Source organism: Nonomuraea sp. KM90, assembly GCF_052246675.1.
Classification (GTDB): domain Bacteria; phylum Actinomycetota; class Actinomycetes; order Streptosporangiales; family Streptosporangiaceae; genus Nonomuraea.
On the sequence record NZ_JBQQCB010000078.1, the window covers coordinates 1 to 15,721 of the forward strand.

Below are 15,721 nucleotides of genomic sequence, written 5' to 3' on the forward strand. Positions count from 1 at the left end.
GAGCGTGACGGGTTACTCGGAGGAGAAGGCGGCGTCGAAGGCGGCGGCAGGCGGGGTGATGGCGTTGAGCGAGCGGATGTAGGCGAGGGATTCCGGCGCGCCGTGCAGCCGGTCCATGCCCGCGTCCTCCCACTCGATGGAGATGGGGCCGTCGTAGCCGATGTGGTTGAGCGCCCGGAAGCACGCCTCCCACGGCACGTCGCCCCGGCCGGTGGACACGAAGTCCCAGCCGCGCCGGGGGTCGGCCCAGGCCAGGTGGGAGGACAGGCGGCCGCGCCGCCCGTCGCGGGTGGCCACCCGGGCGTCCTTGCAGTCCACGTGGTAGATCCGGTCGGCGAAGTCGAGGATGAAGTTCGCCGGGTCCAGGTCCTGCCACACCATGTGCGAGGGGTCCCAGTTCAGGCCGAAGGCCGGCCGGTGCCCGATGGCCTCCAGCGTGCGCACCGTGGTGTGGTAGTCGTAGGCGATCTCGCTGGGGTGCACCTCGTGGGCGAAGCGCACGCCCACCTCGTCGAAGACGTCGAGGATCGGGTTCCAGCGGTCGGCGAAGTCGGCGTACCCCGCCTCGATCATCGACGGCGGCACCGGCGGGAACATCGCCAGCGTGTGCCAGATCGAGGAGCCGGTGAAGCCGACGACGGTCGTGACGCCGAGCGCGGCCGCCGCCCGGGCGGTGTCCTTGATCTCTTCGGCGGCGCGCTGCCGTACGCCTTCGGGCTCGCCGTCGCCCCAGATGCGGGCGGGCAGGATGCCCTTGTGCCGCTCGTCGATGGGGTGGTCGCAGACCGCCTGGCCGACCAGGTGGTTGGAGATCGTCCACACCCCGAGGTTGTACTTGGCCAGGGTCTCCTTCTTGCGTTCGATGTAGGAGTCGTCCGCGATGGCCTTGTCGACCTCGAAGTGGTCGCCCCAGCAGGCGATCTCCAGGCCGTCGTAGCCCCATTCGGAAGCCAGCCGGCAGACCTCCTCGAACGGAAGGTCCGCCCACTGCCCCGTGAACAACGTGACCGGTCTCGTCATGAATCCTCCACAGTCGTGAAGCGGCTGCTCAGCCGCGCTCTGCTCGACGGCCGCCGGCGCCCGCGGACCGCCCTCGAAGGACGGAGCGGGGTCGGTGCCGGCGGCGATCGTCTCCGAAGTCCTTCATCTCATGGACGAAGGCGTGCTCGTAACCGAGGCCGTGACCCGGCGGCCACCGCGCCCCGGCGTACGGGTGGCCGGCTCGGTGACCTGCACCCGCCGGAATCCGTGCTCGGCGCTGGGCGACCATGCTGCGCCACGTCTGGGAACGGGGCCGGCCCGTGAACGAGTAGCCGACCGTGCCGATCCCGATGACGGGTCTCAAGACTCGAACCCGAGGGGCAGGTACTGGGCGGCGTTGTCCTTGGTGATGGTCTCCGAGGCCAGCGTGATCGACTGCGGGACCTGCTGCTCCAGCAGGTCGCTCATGCCCTTGCCCTGGGCGATCAGCCGGGCGATCTTGATCGCCGAGGCGGCCATGGTCGGAGGGTAGGTGACGGTGGCCTTCAGCACGCCGCTGTCGGCCTGGATGTCACGCATCGCGTTGGCCGAGCCCGCGCCGCCGACCATGAAGAACTCGTTCCGGCCGGCCTCCTTGATCGCGGCCAGCACGCCGATGCCCTGGTCGTCGTCATGGTTCCAGATCGCGTCGATCTTCTTGTGCGCCTGCAGCAGGTTGCTGGCCACCTGCGTGCCGGACTCCACCGTGAACTTGGCGTCCTGTTGCGCGGTCACGGTGAAACCGTACGTCTTCAAGGCGTCGGCGAAGCCCTTGCTGCGGTCCTGGGTCAGCGGCAGCGTGGCGATGCCCTGGATCTCCAGGATGACCGGGTTGGAGACGCCCTTGTCCTTCAGCGTCTTGCCGACGTGGTGGCCGGCGGCCACACCCATGCCGTAGTTGTCTCCCCCGATCCAGGCCCGGTACGACAGCTTGTCCGGGAAGATGCGGTCCACGTTGACCACCGGGATGCCCGCGTCCATGGCCTGCCGGGCGACCTGGTTGAGCTGCTGGCCGTCGTTCGGCAGGATCACCAGCACGTTGACCTTCGCCTGGATCAGCGACTCCACCGCCGAGATCTGCTGGTTGATGTCGTTGGTCGGCTCGACCGGCTTGAACTCGACGTCGGTGTACTGCTTGGCCGCGTCCGCCGCGTTCTTGCTGATGGCGGCGATCCAGCCGTGGTCGGCGGCCGGGGCCGAGAAGCCGATGACGACCTTCTCACCGGGGGTGTCGTTGCCGCTGCTCGCCGAGGGAGCGGCGGCCGGCCCGCTCGCCTGCGCCGCCTGCGGGGTGGCGGCCGGCTCGTTGCTGGTGCACGCGCTGACCAGGGCGCCCGCGCCGAGGGCGGCGCCGCTGAAGAGGAAGCCGCGCCGGGCGACGTTCTTGTCCATCTGTTCTCTCCTTGCTGAAGCCGGAAGGGTGACGGTCCGGCTCTGGTGTCAGGGGTGTGTCTTGAGGCTTCACCCGAACCGCCCGCTAGCGCGGACGTCGGACGGTGACCGCGGCACACGGGCCTCCCTCGGTTCGGTGTGGCCGTGCCCCGCCCGCCTGATGGCGCCGGTTGGCACCACCGCGGCAGCACCGAGGTCGGCGTCAACGGTGCCGGTGCGGCTCGGACGGCCGATCAGGCGGGCGGGACGTTCTGGGCGGAAAAGGGCACTGGATGGAAAGGGCGCTGGGTGGAAAAGGCACTGAGGTGGAAAGGCGCTGGTCAGAGAAGGCACGGCAGGGTAAGGGCACGGCGGTGCCCGTCCGCTCGACGGCATACGCCATGGCCGCGGCACGCGGAATGTGCCGAGCCGGTACGGAACGGAACGGTCAGGCGGACGGGGCGGTCAGGGGCGGGCTGTTCAGGGGCGGGTCGGGACCGCGTGGCGGGCGCGCGGGTCAGGGTGAGTGGGGCGACCAGGCCGTCGGGGTTCCCTCGATCACCCCGATGGCCGGAGACATTCGGATGGAGATGCTGGTGGGGTCGGACAGCGCTCGTTCGACGACGACTCCGGCCGCTCCGCGTGAGGCGGCGCCGAAGCCCAGGTCGGAGGCGGCGAACCGGCAGCGCTCGACGGCGTCGCTCATGCCCATGCGGGCGAGCTCCCGCCGCGCCGCGGGGATGAGCGGGTCGGCGAGCCGGGCGAAGTAGCCGCCCAGCACGATCACCCGCGGGTTGAAGAGGTTGATCAGCATGGCCGCTCCGATCCCGAGCCACCGGCCGACCTCCGCGACGGCGGCGTCGACGCGGGGATCTCCTTCGGCTCGCCGCTGCTCGATCTCGGCCAGGCGCTCCTCCGGGTCGCGGACGACCTGCGGGCCCGTGCCGTACGCGCGGTCGGGCGTGGCCATGCGGACCAGCGCGGCCAGCCCGACCTTGGTCTCCCAGCAGCCGACGCGGCCGCACCGGCACCGCTCGCCGGACGGATCGATCATGACGTGGCCGACCTCTCCCGCGAAGCCGTCCGCCCCGCCCAGGAGCCGGCCGCCGGAGATGACGCCGCCCCCGACGCCCACCTCGCCGGTGAGGCAGACCAGGTCGGAGGTGCCCGCCGCGACGCCCGAGGTGTACTCGGCCAGGGCGGCGAGGTTGGCGTCGTTGTCCACCGCGATGGGGATGTCCCCCGCGATGTCCGCTTGCGACAGCCGCTCGGCCACCGCCACCCCGCGCCAGCCGAGGTTCGGGGCGACGACGACGGTGCCGGTGGTGGTGTCGATCAGGCCGGGGACGGCCACGGTGATCCCGGCCGGCGTGACCCCGAGCCGGTCGAGGTCGGCGACGGTCCTCTCGACCATGCGGGCCAGCTCGTCCAGTGAGCGTCCGGGGCCGGAACCCATGGCGTCGAAGCCGATGCGCCGGTCGATGAGCACTCTTCCGGCCAGGTCGGTGGCGATCGCGGCGATGTAGTCGACGTTGACCTCCACGCCCAGGGCGCCGACCCGGGAGCCGTCCAGGCCGAGCGCGACACCCGGGCGGCCGACGGAGCCCGCGTACTGCGGCCCCATCTCCTTGACCAGTCCGCGCGCCTGCAGCTCGTTCACCAGGCTGGTGACGGTGGCCTTGTTCAACCCGGTCGCGACGGCGACGGCCGACCGGGAGCACGGGCCGCACGCGCTCACGTGACGCAGCACGAGGGCGAGGTTGGAGCGGCGCACGGTGGCCTGGTCCGCGGGGGCTCCCGCGGGTCCGCCGCGACTCGCCGAGTCGGTCGCGTGGCCGTCGGCCCGGTCGTGGTCCACGCTCCTCCTCGATTAGTGCGGATGGCTAGCCGAATTAAAGGGGGCGGCTTCTGAGGACACAAGGCTGAAATCGGTTGCAATTTCGGTAACGTTCCGGTAACTGGCCCGGGAATGGCCGCTGAAGTGCACGGAGATCAGCGATGCCAACTCGTTACGAATGTGAGGGGTGCACGGCCGGACATTCGCGTGTTACAACTCCGATTAATTGATCTCGGAGACAAACAAAGGGGCAGGTGGTGCGCATGACGTACAAGCCGCCCAACCGCGCTCCGGGCGGCGCTCCGCCGGCGGGTCCCGCCGCGCTGCGCCGGGCGAACCTGTCTCTGGTGCTGCGCGAACTGCGCGAGCACACGTCCCTGTCCCGCGCCGACGTCGCCGAGGCGACCGGGCTGCATCGGGCCACCGTCTCCAACCTCATGGCCGAGCTCCTGGAACGGCGCCTGGTACGCGAGGTCGGCGTCGAGCACGTGGGGGCGGTCGGGCGTCCCAGACGGGCGGTGGCGCTGCACGGGGCGCACGTCGGCGCCCTGGGCATGGAGATCAACGTCGACTACATCGCGGTCCACGGCACCGACCTCAGCGGCCGGGTCCTGGTCGAGCGCCGGGTCGTCTACGACGCCATGGGCAGCGGCCCGGACAGCTCCGTCCGCCGGCTCGGGCTCGTGGCCAAGGAGGCCGTGGAGGCGATGCGGCGGGCCGGAGCGGCCCCCGCCGGCATCGCGGTGGCCGTCCCCGGGCTCGTGGACGTGGCCCGCGGCGTCGTGACGCTCGCGCCGAACCTCTACTGGCACGAGCTGCCCCTGGCCGACCAGCTGAGCTCCGTGCTCGGCCCGCTGCGCGTGCCGGTCCGGGTGGACAACGACGCGAACCTCGCCGCGCTGGCCGAGTTCACCTCCGGCGTCGCCGCCGGCACGCCCTACCTGGTGTACCTCACGGGCGAGGTCGGCGTCGGCGGGGGAATCATCCTGGGCGGCGAGCTCCTGCGCGGAGCGGACGGATTCTCCGGTGAGGTCGGGCATCTGCAGGTGGACCCGCACGGCACCCAGTGCGGCTGTGGCCGCATCGGCTGCTGGGAGACCAAGGTCGGCCTGGCCGCGCTCGTACGGGCGGCCATGCCGGAGCAGGCGTACGGGCTGCCCGGCATGCCGGTGCCCGACCCCGGCGAAAGGGTGGCCGACATCGCCAGGGGCCTGGCCTCCGGCGACCAGCGGATGACGACGGCGGTGGCACAGGTCGGCGAGTGGCTCGGGCTCGGCGGCTCGATCCTGGCCAACCTGTTCAACCCGCGAGTGATCGTCATCGGCGGCTACTTCGCCTCGCTGGCCGAGTGGCTGCTGCCCCACGCGCAGGACCAGCTGCAACGGCTCATGGTGGCCGCTCCCGCCGCCCAGTGCCGATTCGTCGCCTCCACGCTCGGCTTCGGCGCCGCCTCCCGCGGCGCCGCGAGCATGGTGGTCAGCGACATCATCGACGACCCGACGACGATCATGGATTCGCCACCCAGGCCGGCACCTTACTGACGGCCCCCACAAACCTGGAGACGGCACCCTCCAGCACCCGCAACATCCGCTACCACCAAGTGGCAACAGCGCGGCGGCGCGCGCCTTGCCTGACGTCCCCCCGGTCAGGAAGGGTTTCCATGTCACCACGTCATCGAACGTGGGCCAGGCTGCTCAACGCGGCCCTGCCAGCACGCGGACGACGCCCGAGGCGTCGAATCGCGACGACGATGGCCTTAGCCATCATCGCCCCCTTCATCACGCTCCTCGCGGCGCCCGTGAGCGCCGAGGCCGCCACGGCGGCGGAGCCCGCGTTCAAGGTGCTCGTCTTCTCGAAGACGACCGGCTTCCGGCACGACTCGATCCCCGAGGGCATCGCGGCCGTGCAGAAACTCGGCCAGGAGAACAACTTCGCGGTCGACACCACCGAGGACAGCGCGCTGTTCACGGACCAGAACCTGGCGCAGTACCAGGCCGTGGTCTTCATGTCCACGACCGGCGACCCGCTGGGCACGCAGGACCAGAAGGACGCCTTCCAGCGCTACATCCAGGGTGGCGGCGGCTTCGTCGGCGTCCACGCCGCCGCCGACAGCGGGTACAACTGGGCCTGGTACGGCAAGCTGGTCGGGGCGTACTTCAAGCAGCACCCGGCGATCCAGCAGGCCACGGTCAAGGTCGAGGACCCGGCGCACCCGTCGACCAAGGACCTGCCGACGACCTGGACCCGTACCGACGAGTGGTACGACTACCAGGCGAACCCGCGTGGCACGGTCCACGTGCTGACCTCGATGGACGAGAAGTCCTACACGGGCGCCACGATGGGCGCCGACCACCCGAACACGTGGTGTCAGGACTACGACGGCGGCCGTTCGTGGTACACCGGGCTCGGCCACCTCAAGGAGAACTACAGCGAGCCCAACTTCCTGAAGCTGCTGCTCGGCGGCATCCAGACCGCCGCCGGCGCGGTCAAGGCCGACTGCTCGGCCTCGCAGAGCTCCAGCTTCGAGAAGGTCACGCTCGACGACAACACCTCGAACCCGATGATGGTGGACGTCGCCAAGGACGGCCGGGTCTTCTACATCGACCGGCTCGGCGAAGTCAAGATCATCAAGCCGGCCGGCGGCACGGTGACGGCGGCGAAGCTGAGCGTCTTCACCGCCAACGAGAGCGGCCTGCTCGGGCTGGCGCTCGACCCCGCCTTCGACTCCAACCACTGGGTGTACCTCTACTACTCGCCCACCGGGACGAACGTCGACCGGCTGAGCAGGTTCACCGTCACCGGTGACACGCTGGACCTGACGAGCGAGAAGAGGATCCTCGACGTCCCGGTGCAGCGGGCCGAGTGCTGCCACCACGGCGGCGGCATGGTGATCGACCCCAAGACCGGCGATCTGTGGCTGGCCACGGGCGACAACACCAACCCGTTCGCCTCCGACGGCTACACGCCGATCGACGAGCAGTCGGGCCGCTCCAGCTGGGACGCCCAGCGCACCGCGGGCAACACCAACAGCCTGAGCGGCAAGCTGCTGCGGATCCACCCCGAGGCCGACGGCACCTACACCATCCCGGCCGGAAACCTGTTCGCGCCGGGCACGGCGAAGACCAAGCCGGAGATCTACGGCATGGGCCTGCGCAACCCGTTCCGCATGGGTCTCGACCCCAAGACGGGCCACATCATGCTCGGCGAGTACGGCCCCGACGCCAACTCGGCGAGCTCCACCCGGGGTCCGCAGAACACGGTCGAGTGGAACCTCGTCTCGAAGCCGGGCAACTACGGCTGGCCGTACTGCGTCGGCAACAACACCCCGTACGTCGACTACAACTTCGCCACCAAGCAGTCGGGCTCGCCGTTCAACTGTGCCGCGCCGGTCAACGACTCCCCGAACAACGACGGCCTGGCCGGCCTGCCGCCGGTGGTGCCCGCGACGATCTGGTACCACTACGCGGCCGACCCGCAGAACTTCCCGGAGCTGAGCGGTGGCGCGCCGATGGGCGGCCCGGTCTTCCGCTCCGACCCGAACCTGCAGTCGGACGTGAAGTGGCCGGCGTACTGGGACGGCAAGGCGGTCTTCGGTGAGTGGAACAACGACAAGGTGTGGTCGTTCCAGGTCGACGAGACCGGCACCAAGCTCGTCGAGATGAACCCGATCCTCGGCTCCCTGACGTTCAAGAAGCCGATGGACATGAAGTTCGGCCCCGACGGCGCGCTGTACATGGTCGAGTGGGGCTCCGGCTTCGGCGGCGACAACGCCGACTCCGGCATCTACCGCATCGAGTACACCAAGGGCACCCGCCCGCCGATCGCCCGCGCCACGGCGGACAAGACGGACGGGCCGCTGCCGCTGGCCGTCACGTTCTCCAGCGAGGGCAGCCGGGACCCCGACAGCAAGACGCTCACCTACGCGTGGGACCTCGACGGCGACGGTGACACCGACTCCACCGACCCCGATCCCTCCTTCACCTATGAGGAGGGGGGCGACTACAGCGTGGTCCTGACCGTCACGAACCCCGACGGCAAGACCGCCACCGCCAGCGTGTCGATCAGCGCGGGCAACACCCGTCCCACCGTTTCGGTGGACGTCCCGCCGAACGGCGCCTTCTTCGAGTTCGGCGACCAGGTGAAGTTCAAGGTCACCGTCACCGACCCCGAGGACGCCACGATCGACTGCGACAAGGTCCAGATCCAGGCGATCCTCGGCCACGACAGCCACGGCCACCCGCTCGACCAGCTCAAGGGCTGTGAGGGCGTGCTGCAGACCCAGCAGGCGGGCCACGGCGAGTACGACAACCTCTTCTACGCCATCGAGGCCAGCTACACCGACGAGGGCGCGGGCGGCGCCAAGCCGCTGACCGGGCGGGGCCAGGTCCTCCTGGAGCCCAAGCGCAAGCAGGCCGAGCACTTCTCGCAGACCGGCCGGGTGGCCGACGGCAAGGGCACCGACACCGCGGGCGTCCAGGCGGAGACCACGAGCGACACCCAGGGCGGCAACCAGCACGTCGCGTTCGTCCAGGACGGCGACTGGTGGTCGTTCGACCCGGTGAACCTGTCGAACGTCACCGCGATCCGGCTCCGGGCCTCCTCGGGCGGCGCCGGCGGGACCGTGCAGGTCCGGGCGGGCAACCCGGCGACCGGAACGCTGATCGGCTCGGTCGACGTGACGCCCACCGGCGGCTGGCAGACGTTCACCGACGTCACACTCGACCTGACCGGCGCACCGACCGAGAGCGGACCGCTGTACTTCGTGGTGCGCAAGCCGGCGACTGCGGCCGACAACGCCTACCTGGCCAACTTCAACTGGGTCGACTTCGTCGGCAAGGGCGCCACGGACAACCAGCATCCGGTCGTGACCGCGACGGCGACCCCGGCGACGGGCGTAGCCCCGCTGAAGGTCGACCTCAAGGCGACGGCCACCGACCCCGAAGGCGACCCGATCACCTACAAGTGGAACTTCGGGGTGAACGGTGCGCCGGAGCCCACCACCGCCGAGGCGAGCCACACCTACACCGCGCCGGGCACCTACACGGCCGTGGTGACCGTGTCCGACGACAAGGGCGCGTCGGCCACCGCCCAGGTCCCGATCAAGGTGGACGCGCCGGCCACGGTGTGCTTCACCGGCCGCTCCGACGACTTCCCGGGGAACCAGCTCGACCGTGACCGCTGGTCGGTCATCCGGGAGAACCAGGACCTCAAGGTCGCGGACGGCAAGCTCGTGATCCCGACCTCGACCACCGACATCTACGGCACGGGCGGCAACACGCCGAACATCGTGGTGCAGCCGGCGCCGTCGGGGGCCTGGACCGCCACCGCCAAGCTCACGCTGGACGCGCGTGACGCGTACCAGCAGGCGGGCCTGATCATCTACGGCGACGACGACAACTACGCCAAGATGGTGCTGCAGGCGCGCTCGACCTCGGGTTCCAACCACGCCAGCCGTATCTTCCAGTTCATCCGGGAGGAGAACGCCGCCCCGAACGAGGTGTCGCAGAGCAACACGGCCAACCTCGGGGACTCCTACCCCGACACGGTGTACGTGCGGTTCGTCAGCGACGGCGGCGACATCACCGCCCACTACTCCTCGGACGGCACCACGTTCACCGCGATGCCGCAGACCAAGTCGCTCGCCGGGATCACCAACCCGAGGATCGGCCTGCTCTCGCTGGCCGGGGCCGATCACCCGGTGGTGGACGCGTCCTTCGACTGGTTCCACATCACGCCGGACGACAAGGCGACCGGGCCGGCACCGGACGACGAGTTCGACGGCACCGCGCTCGACGCCTGCCGCTGGAACGCGATCGTGCGCCCCGACGCCACGGCGGCGCGCGTGAGCGGCGGCAAGCTCGAGCTGGACACCCCGCAGGGTGACATCTACGGGACCGGCAACAGCGACCCGAAGAACCTCATCCTGCAGAAGGCGCCGAGCGGCGACTGGACGCTGGAGACCAAGGTGGACGCCTCGGCCCTCAGCGAGCAGTACCAGCAGGGCGGCCTGATGGTGTACGCCGGCGACGACGACTACGTGAAGCTCGACTTCCTCACCACCAACTCCGCGGGGTCGACGGTGGCGCGGAGCATCGAACTGCGCAGCGAGGTCGGCGGCACCGTGCAGAACCCGCAGCCGCAGGTGAACAACCTCACCACCGGCGTGTGGTGGCTGCGGCTGAAGAAGGAGGGCGGCACCTTCACCGGCTCCTACTCCTCCGACGGCCAGACCTGGACGGATCTCGCCGCGCCGGTGGAGAACAGCGCGGTGGCCACCGGCGCCAAGGCCGGCGTGTACGCCATCGGCACCAACCAGTCGGCGTCGAAGACGGTCACGTTCGACTACTTCCACCTGACCAAGGGAGCGTCGGGCGAGGATGAGACCGCGCCGGTGACGACGGCGACGACCGATCCGGAGCAGCCGCCGGCGGGCGGCACGTTCACCGGTCCGGTCTCGGTCACGCTGACGGCCGCCGACGAGGACGGCGGCAGCGGGGTCGACAAGACCGAGTACCAGCTCGACGGCGGCGGCTGGACCGCCTACACCGGACCGGTCACCGTGACCGGCGACGGGCAGCACGAGCTGCGCTACCGCTCGGCCGACAAGGCGGGCAACGTCGAGGAGGCCAAGACGCTGACGCTGACCATCTCGGCGTCCTCGTCGCAGGTCAAGCTGACGGTCTCCGCCTCGTCCCGCTGCATCGGCACCTCGGCGTACGTGGCGGTCACGGCCGTCAACGGCTCCGACGTGCCGGCGACGGTGACGCTGACCACCCCGTTCGGTTCGAAGACCGTGGCCGGCGTGGCCCCGGGCAAGCAGGCGTACCAGTCCTTCAACAGCCGGGCCGGGCAGATCGACGCGGGCACGGCGACCGTGAAGGGGACCGCGACGATCGGCGGCGAGCAGGTCACCTCGTCGTACGAGGCCGCCTACCCGGCGCTCAGCTGCGGCTGACCGCGCCGGCGGTGACCACGGTCCAGGCGACCGGGACACCGCCCCAGCAGAACCGGGGCCGGCCGGCCGATCAGCCGGCCGGCCCCGCCCCCCATCAATGGAGCGAAGACATGAAGATCAACAGGACTACGCAACTGCTCGCCGCGGCGGTGCTCGGTGTCGCGCTCGCCGGCGTCGGCGCCGGCGTGGCCGGTCCCGCGGTGGCGGACGACGACCCCGAGAAGGGCATCGACGTGTCGGTGACGATCGAGCCCAACACCACTCCCGGTCAGGTGTCCATGACCGTCGCCGACAACGGCGGGGTGTCCCTGCAGGAGGACGGCTCCAACGCCGCCGCCCGCCAGTTCGTCGGCACCCTGCCGACGGTCACGGTGACCGACAGCCGCCGTCCCGAGGAGATCCCCGCCGGTGACTTCTGGGCGGTCGTCGGCCAGGCCAGCGAGTTCACCGCGACGAGCGGTTCCGCGCCGCCCATCGGCCCGCAGTATCTGGGCTGGCGGCCGCGCCTGCTGAGCGACTCCTCCACCGGGGCGGTGGAGGCCGGTGAGCCCGTCTCCAGTGTCATCTCCGACGGCTCCGGAGCGCCCACCGTCGGTCTGCAGGGCCAGGAACTGCTGGTGTCGACGGCGAACTCCGCCGACGAGATCGGCACCTGGCAGGTCAACGCCGACCTCGCGCTGCGCACTCCCGCCGACGTCGCCGCCGGCGAGTACCACTCGACACTGACGCTTTCGCTGTTCAACCAGTCCTGAACCGGAGGCAGGACGCCATCGCACGCTGTGGGCGGCCGGGGCCTGTGCCGGCCTGGAACAGGCCCCGGCCGCCCACGATGAGACTGGAGACACCTCTGTTGACCACAAGCCGTAAGCGAGCCGCCCTCGCCCGCCTCGCCGCCTTACCCGCTCTCGGCGTTGCCCTGCTGGTCGCCACTCCGTCCGACGCGGTGGCGTCGGCCGCCCCGTCCGGCGCCGACATCACCTGGTCGGTGGTGCCGGCCAACGCCGGCGGTCCCGACGGCCGCAGCGTCATCGACCTCGAACTCGCCGGCGGCCAGCAGGTGGTCGAGCACGTGGCGGTCATCAACCGCTCCACCCAGCCGGTCGACTTCGCGATCGACGCCAACGACGGCTACCTGACCTCCAAGGGCTACTTCGACATGCGGCCCTCGGACACCGCACCCACCGACGGCGGCTCCTGGATAGCGGTCCCCGAGAAGGTGACCATCGCCGCCGGGGCCACCTCCGTCGTGCCGGTGACGGTGTCGATCCCGCAGAACGCGACGCCGGGGGACCACCCCGCGGGTGTGACCGCGTCCCTGGAGACCGTCTCCGGCCAGGTACGGGTCCAGAACCGGGTGGGCGTCCGCCTGAACATCCGCGTCACCGGCGACTTCGTGGCCAAGGTCGCCGTGACCGACGTGCGGGCCGGGTACACGGGATCGTGGAACCCCTTCGCCGCCGGATCGGTCGAGGTCACCTACACCGTGGCCAACGTCGGCAACGTCCGGCTGGTCACGGACAACCGGGTTCTGACGTCCACGTTCGTGGGTGAGAGCAGCTGGAGCGACCCGTCCGCGGCCAAGGCCAGGGAACTCATGCCGGGCGGCAGCCGCACGTTCGTCGCGCGGGTGCCGGGCGCCTGGCCGCTGGGGCCCGTCGGCACGACGGTCACGGCGATCCCCTCCCCCGCGGGCCAGCCGCTTCCTGGCGTCACCGCCGAGCGGGTGGCGATCGACACCACGGTCTGGGCCCTGCCGTGGCCGCAGCTCGGCTTCCTCGCCCTGCTCGTCCTCGCCTTCCTCGCCATCCGGCTGATCGCCGCCCGGCGCCGCAGGCGTATCGAAGAGTTGATCATGCTTGCCGCCCGAGGCGCGCCTCAGCAGGCGTGAGCACCATCGACATCCGCCCTCAGGAGGTGGCCACCATCAACCGACTCAGGCAACCGCCCCCGGTACGGCGTGCGATGCGGGGCCGCGTGCTCGCCCTCATCGCCGCGTTCACGCTCGGCGCGATCGTCGCCGGCGGTGCGGTGTTCGGCATGACCCGGCCGAGCTCGATCGAGCGGACGGCCGATCGCCTCCGTGCCGAGTCCGCCCTCCGCGACAAGACGCAGATCAAGACCCTGACGGAGCTGGCCCGCAGCACGCGGGCCCGGCTCGTCCCCGTGCTCGACGGGCTGGGCCGGGCCATGCCCGCCGACGGCACCGCGGGGCCCGTCGCGGTGACCGCCGCCGACGTCGAGACCTGGCAGCAGGCGGCGGCCGCGGCCGTCCAAGGCTTCGCCGACCCGCCGTCCGGTGAGACCGCCACCAACGTGGCGCGGTCGAGTCTCGCCTCCGCCGTACGGCAGATCGCCACCACCGTCGACACCTACGCGGCCGCGCGGGACCTCACCGGACCGGCCCGCACCGCCGCCATGGACCTGGCCGTACGGCAGCGCGCCGACGCGCTCTTCACCTGGTCGATCGGAGCCACCGCTCTCGACGCCGTGAACATCGACGCGGGCTACGGCCACCAGCACGTGTTCCTACCGACATCACCCGGCGAAGGGGCGCTCACCCCCGACACCGAACCCGAGGGGAGTCACCACTCGTGAAGAAGGCACCGGCATACGTCCTCACCGTCCTGCTGGCCGGGCTCGCTCTGGTGCTCGGCGCACCGGCGGCCTCCGCGCACGGCGGACCCATCGAGCTGGAGGTGACGGGGGACGGCGCCGACAACGTCAACGTGCTGGTGACGTACAAGAAGGACGGCCATCCCGTCACGGAGATCGTCGAGGCGACGCTGACCGCGACCTCGGCCGACGGCCGGTCCTTCGGCCCGGTGCCGCTCCGGTCGGCGAGCGAGGGCCAGAACCTCTACCGCTCCGCCGAGCCGCTGCCGAGCGGGGAGTGGCGGGTCACCGTGACCGCCACCGAACCCTCCAAGGCGAAGAAGACGGTGAAGGTGAAGGCGGGCGTGGTCGCCGCCGTGCCCGTGAACGCTCCCACCCCGGAGCAGGCGACGGCGCCCGCGCGGAACAAGGCCGCCGCGGCGTCGACCGTGGTGGACGACGAAGGCGCGATGGGGACTCCGCTCAAGATCGGGATCATCGTCCTCGCGGCGCTGGCCGCCCTCGGGGCCTGGATCGGCCTCGCCTGGCGGCACAACCGCGCGGGTGTCCGGCGCTGAAGGACCTCGGCGACGGCCACGCCGGCTCGGTGCGAGAGTTGACTTCTGTCATGCGGGACCCGTGACACAGCGCACTGACCCCCGCCGGGCGGAAGGCTCATGCTGAGCGCCATGACCATTCGTCGATTCAGCACGTTCGCCTCGCGGCTGGGAGCCGCGACCCTGGCCGCCGCGCTGCTCGCGGCGGGACCCGCGGCCGCCGCCGAGGACGGCGGCCTCGACCGGCAGCGGCTGCGCCAGACGCTGGACGCCATGCACGAGGCCGGCATGTACGGCACCTACTCGAGCGTCGTGGACGGCCGGCGGAGCTGGACGGGCGCCGCGGGTGTCGCCGACGTCGAGACCCGCCGCCTGACGCGTCCCGAGATGGTGCACCGGGCCGGGAGCGTCACCAAATCGTTCGTCGCCGTGGCCGTGTTACAGCAGGTCGGCAAGGGCGCGATCGAGCTCGACGCGCCCATCGGCCGCTACCTGCCGGACCTGGTCCCGGGTGAGCGCGGGCAGCGGATCACCGTACGCATGCTGCTCGACCACACCAGCCACATCGCCAACCACACCGAGGTGATCTTCCCGACGATCGAGAGCCTGGACGCCAACCGCTTCCGCGCCTTCCCGCCGGAGGAGCTGGCGCGGGCGGGGCTCGGCGCCCCCGCGACCGGGCAGCCGGGGGTGACACCCGGGGCGTACTCGAACACGAACTTCGTCATCGCCGGCCTGCTGCTGGAGAAGGTGACGGGCACGAGCGCCGAGCGGTACATCACCGACCAGGTCTTCCGCAAGGCGGGGCTGCGGCACACGTCGTTCCCGCGTACGCCGTACCTCCCTGGGCCGAGCTCCAAGGCGTACGAGGCGCTGTTCGGCTACTTCGACCCGCCCAAGGACTACAGCGTCTACAACATGTCCTGGGCCTGGACGTCTGGTGCGGTCGCCTCGACGATGGAGGACCTCAACCGCTTCTTCCGGCTGCTGCTGCGCGGCGAGCTGCTCGACGCTCCCCTGCTCGCAGAGATGCAGAAGACCGTGCCCATCCGGTCGTTCTCGGGCGCCGTGTTCGACTACGGTCTCGGGATCTACCCCCTCGACCTGCCGTGCGGCAGGTTCTGGGGGCACGACGGGAGCATCCCCGGCATGCAGACCTTCGCGTTCTCCGACGCCGACGGCGGCCGCCAGTTCGCCTTCGGCACCAATCTGAGGAACTACCAGCAGCTCGACGAGAGTGGTAGTCCTGTCACGCACGCCATCGACTTCGCGCTCGGGGACCACCTGCTGGAGGCGGCGTGCGGGCCTGACGCCGGGGTGGCGACCAGGGCGGCCCTGCCGCTCCCGGCGATCGGCGTGGACAGGGGCACCGCCACCCCGTGACCGGCG

10 protein-coding genes are annotated in these 15,721 nt (G+C 70.8%); 7 read left to right on the plus strand and 3 right to left on the minus strand.

The window, feature by feature from the left end:
- Nucleotides 1-12: 12 nt before the first annotated feature.
- The 3 genes from ACTWPW_RS43775 to ACTWPW_RS43785 form a co-directional block, all read right to left on the minus strand.
- A complete protein-coding gene (locus ACTWPW_RS43775) occupies nucleotides 13-1,020 on the minus strand; it encodes a sugar phosphate isomerase/epimerase family protein (protein ID WP_375108079.1) in 1,008 nt (335 codons plus the stop codon).
- A 321-nt stretch (nucleotides 1,021-1,341) separates the two neighbouring features.
- Entirely contained in the window at nucleotides 1,342-2,412 is a 1,071-nt protein-coding gene (locus tag ACTWPW_RS43780; protein WP_443172195.1) for an ABC transporter substrate-binding protein, read from the minus strand.
- A gap of 496 nt (nucleotides 2,413-2,908) precedes the next feature.
- A complete protein-coding gene (locus tag ACTWPW_RS43785) occupies nucleotides 2,909-4,249 on the minus strand; it encodes an ROK family protein (RefSeq protein WP_375108081.1) in 1,341 nt (446 codons plus the stop codon).
- Between the two features lie 242 nt (nucleotides 4,250-4,491).
- Here ACTWPW_RS43785 and ACTWPW_RS43790 point away from each other — a divergent pair, with 242 nt between their 5' ends.
- The 7 genes from ACTWPW_RS43790 (at nucleotide 4,492) to ACTWPW_RS43820 (ending at nucleotide 15,715) form a co-directional block, all read left to right on the plus strand.
- A complete protein-coding gene (locus ACTWPW_RS43790) occupies nucleotides 4,492-5,769 on the plus strand; it encodes an ROK family transcriptional regulator (RefSeq protein WP_375108082.1) in 1,278 nt (425 codons plus the stop codon).
- A gap of 209 nt (nucleotides 5,770-5,978) precedes the next feature.
- Nucleotides 5,979-11,183: a ThuA domain-containing protein gene (locus tag ACTWPW_RS43795; protein ID WP_443172196.1), complete on the plus strand. Its 5,205-nt coding sequence runs from the start codon at nucleotides 5,979-5,981 to the stop codon at nucleotides 11,181-11,183.
- Between the two features lie 110 nt (nucleotides 11,184-11,293).
- A complete protein-coding gene (locus ACTWPW_RS43800) occupies nucleotides 11,294-11,935 on the plus strand; it encodes a hypothetical protein (RefSeq protein ID WP_443172197.1) in 642 nt (213 codons plus the stop codon).
- A gap of 98 nt (nucleotides 11,936-12,033) precedes the next feature.
- The gene (locus tag ACTWPW_RS43805; protein ID WP_443172198.1) at nucleotides 12,034-13,071 is read left to right on the plus strand and encodes a COG1470 family protein; all 1,038 of its coding nucleotides are present in this window, start codon (nucleotides 12,034-12,036) and stop codon (nucleotides 13,069-13,071) included.
- Nucleotides 13,068-13,778: a hypothetical protein gene (locus ACTWPW_RS43810; RefSeq protein WP_443172199.1), complete on the plus strand. Its 711-nt coding sequence runs from the start codon at nucleotides 13,068-13,070 to the stop codon at nucleotides 13,776-13,778. The genes ACTWPW_RS43805 and ACTWPW_RS43810 overlap by 4 nt, the downstream gene beginning before the upstream one ends.
- A complete protein-coding gene (locus ACTWPW_RS43815; RefSeq protein WP_443172200.1) occupies nucleotides 13,775-14,353 on the plus strand; it encodes a hypothetical protein in 579 nt (192 codons plus the stop codon). The genes ACTWPW_RS43810 and ACTWPW_RS43815 overlap by 4 nt, the downstream gene beginning before the upstream one ends.
- Nucleotides 14,354-14,464: 111 nt before the next feature.
- Complete coding sequence (locus tag ACTWPW_RS43820) at nucleotides 14,465-15,715, plus strand: serine hydrolase domain-containing protein (protein WP_443172201.1); 1,251 nt, start codon at nucleotides 14,465-14,467, stop codon at nucleotides 15,713-15,715.
- The last annotated feature ends 6 nt before the right edge of the window (nucleotides 15,716-15,721 follow it).

Excerpts from the sequence above, each read along its gene's own strand:
- ACTWPW_RS43780 (WP_443172195.1), bottom strand. The coding sequence starts at position 2,412 with ATGGACAAGAACGTCGCCCGGCGCGGCTTCCTCTTCAGCGGCGCCGCC.
- ACTWPW_RS43775 (WP_375108079.1), bottom strand. The coding sequence starts at position 1,020 with ATGACGAGACCGGTCACGTTGTTCACGGGGCAGTGGGCGGACCTTCCG.
- ACTWPW_RS43795 (WP_443172196.1), top strand. The coding sequence starts at position 5,979 with ATGGCCTTAGCCATCATCGCCCCCTTCATCACGCTCCTCGCGGCGCCC.
- ACTWPW_RS43790 (WP_375108082.1), top strand. The coding sequence starts at position 4,492 with ATGACGTACAAGCCGCCCAACCGCGCTCCGGGCGGCGCTCCGCCGGCG.
- ACTWPW_RS43800 (WP_443172197.1), top strand. The coding sequence starts at position 11,294 with ATGAAGATCAACAGGACTACGCAACTGCTCGCCGCGGCGGTGCTCGGT.
- ACTWPW_RS43820 (WP_443172201.1), top strand. The coding sequence starts at position 14,465 with ATGACCATTCGTCGATTCAGCACGTTCGCCTCGCGGCTGGGAGCCGCG.